The following is a 2,098-nucleotide window of genomic DNA, read 5'->3' on the forward strand; positions in this document are numbered from 1 at the left end:
ATCCTGGCGTTGGCGCCGGCGCTGGCCGGCATGTTCGCCGGCCAGGCGCTTCGCCAGAAGATGAGCGTCGAGACCTTCCGCACGGTGTTCTTCGCCGGGCTGCTGGCGCTGGGGGTTTATCTCGTGGGGGAGGTGGTTCTTTAGCCGTGCTTTACAGCAGACTTACCGCACCACCAGAACCGGGATTTCCGTGTAGGACAGCACTTCCGCCGTCTGGCTGCCGAGAAGCAGTTTGCCCAGGCCGCGGCGTCCATGCGAGGCCATGACGATCAGGTCGCAGCCCAGGGCCCGCGACAGCTCCAGGATGGCCTCGGCGGGCCGCTTGTCCTCGATATGAACGACCTCCGCGGAGACGCCGGCGGCGTCCGCCGACGCCTTGCACTTGTCGAGAACCTCCTTCGCGTATTTGCGCGCTTCTTCCTGATAGGCCGCCAATTCATCGCCGGCGGCATAGCCTGCCATGGCGCCACCCCAGGCGAAGATCGGGAATTGTTCGGAGACGGTAACGAAGGTGACGGAGGCGCCGAGGCCCTTGGCCAGCGTCAGGCCGTGGGCAGCGCCCTTGTCGGCCAGTTCCGATCCGTCCGTGGCAATAAGCAAATGTTTGTACATGATGACATGACCTGTTGTGCAAGGGCCAATGCCCTTGAGGGCGGGGGGGCTTGTGAAGGCTGACCTTGATATAGTTGCGGCATCGAGCCGATCACAGGGCCAGCCCGACGCGGATCAAGGCCAGGCGACCATGCAGTTTTGTACCAGGCGGATTCCCCTTTGCCGCATCGTCGCTTAAGGTGCGGGCGACTTCGAAAGGCATCCCATGAGCAGCGCGTATCCCCAAATCCATCTGGTCCGGCATGGCGAGACGGCGTGGAGCCTTTCGGGGCAGCACACCGGCCGCACCGATATGCCGTTGACGCCGGTCGGCGAGGCCGCCGCGCGGGGTGTCGCGGATCGCCTCAAAGGCCTGTCGTTTTCGGCGGTGTGGTCGAGCCCGTCGCAGCGCGCCTATAACACCAGCGTGCTGGCCGGCTTCGGCGCGCGGAGCGTCAAGAAGGATGATCTGCAGGAGTGGGATTACGGCGCCTATGAGGGGCTGACGACGAAACAGATCCTGGCCGAGCGGCCCGGCTGGAACGTGTTTCGCGATGGTTGCCCGAAGGGCGAGATGGCGGCCGATGTCGGCGCGCGGGCGGATGCGATCATCAGACAGCTTCGTGACGCTGGCGGCTCGACCCTGGTCTTTTCCAGCGCACATTTTTTGCGCGTGCTGGCAGCACGCTGGATCGGGCTGCCGCCGGAGGGCGGCGCACTGTTCGTGCTCGATACGGCCAGCATCAGTGTGCTCGGCTATGAACATGATCTGAGCGAGCCGGTTATTCGGACATGGAACCAGAAATAGGGCGGCTCAGGCCAGTAGCGCCGCCACCACTCTATTTGTCGAACTTCCGGATCGCCTCGGCGGTCACCGGCGTGAAGAAATTCACCAGATTGCCATCGGGGTCGCGAAACAGCAGCGAGCGGTTGCCCCAGGGCATGGTGGTCGGCTTCTGCACGGTGACATTCCTGAGGAGATCCGAAAGCCTGGCGAATTCCGCATCGACGTCGGCGACGCGAAATTCAAGGATGGCCGTGTGGTTGTCGGCGGGGCGGGCGATGTCGCCGCCGAACAGCATCAAGGTGCGCGTACTGCCGATCGCCAGCGTGCAGGCCGGCGTCGCCAGTTCCGCGAAGTCTTCCGTGTACACCGTCACGGGCATGCCGGTGATCTCGCCATAGAAGTGCACGAGACGCTGGACGTCCGACGTGATGATGCGGACAGAGACGAAATTCATTGCTTTGGCTCCTGATCGTTGAAGCCGTGGCCGGCTCCCATCCGACCTATAGGCCAGGCCTCCTGACAGCTTTCCGTCAGGAAGGATTGCTGTGAGCCTGCACCAGCGCACGCGCTGCTCACCCCGCCAGCAGCGCCAGTTCCTCCGGTGTCAAACGCCGTGCCGTGCCCTTGGCGAGGTCGCCGAGCGGCAGGCGGCCGATGGCGATGCGGATGAGGCGCAGGACCTCGACGCCGTGCGCGGCGAGCAGGCGACGGATGTGGCGG

General features: G+C 64.4%; 3 protein-coding genes and 1 pseudogene. 1 reads left to right on the forward strand and 3 read right to left on the reverse strand.

What is annotated here, in order from left to right; all coding sequences use genetic code 11:
* Positions 1-162: 162 nt before the first annotated feature.
* Positions 163-612: a universal stress protein gene (locus EN750_RS31410; protein WP_127399026.1), complete on the reverse strand. Its 450-nt coding sequence runs from the start codon at positions 610-612 to the stop codon at positions 163-165.
* 205 nt (positions 613-817) lie between these two features.
* On the opposite strand from EN750_RS31410, the gene EN750_RS31415 reads away from it, so the two are divergent.
* Positions 818-1,399, forward strand: coding sequence for a histidine phosphatase family protein (locus EN750_RS31415; protein ID WP_127399027.1), 582 nt, complete (start codon positions 818-820; stop codon positions 1,397-1,399).
* A 31-nt stretch (positions 1,400-1,430) separates the two neighbouring features.
* Here EN750_RS31415 and EN750_RS31420 read toward each other — a convergent pair whose 3' ends face one another.
* The gene (locus EN750_RS31420; protein WP_127399028.1) at positions 1,431-1,832 is read right to left on the reverse strand and encodes a VOC family protein; all 402 of its coding nucleotides are present in this window, start codon (positions 1,830-1,832) and stop codon (positions 1,431-1,433) included.
* A gap of 118 nt (positions 1,833-1,950) precedes the next feature.
* Positions 1,951-2,098 (reverse strand): annotated as a pseudogene (locus EN750_RS41100) (pseudouridine synthase); the annotation flags it as partial.

The sequence above is a fragment of the Mesorhizobium sp. M7A.F.Ca.ET.027.03.2.1 genome (genome assembly GCF_003999175.1).
GTDB lineage: Bacteria > Pseudomonadota > Alphaproteobacteria > Rhizobiales > Rhizobiaceae > Mesorhizobium.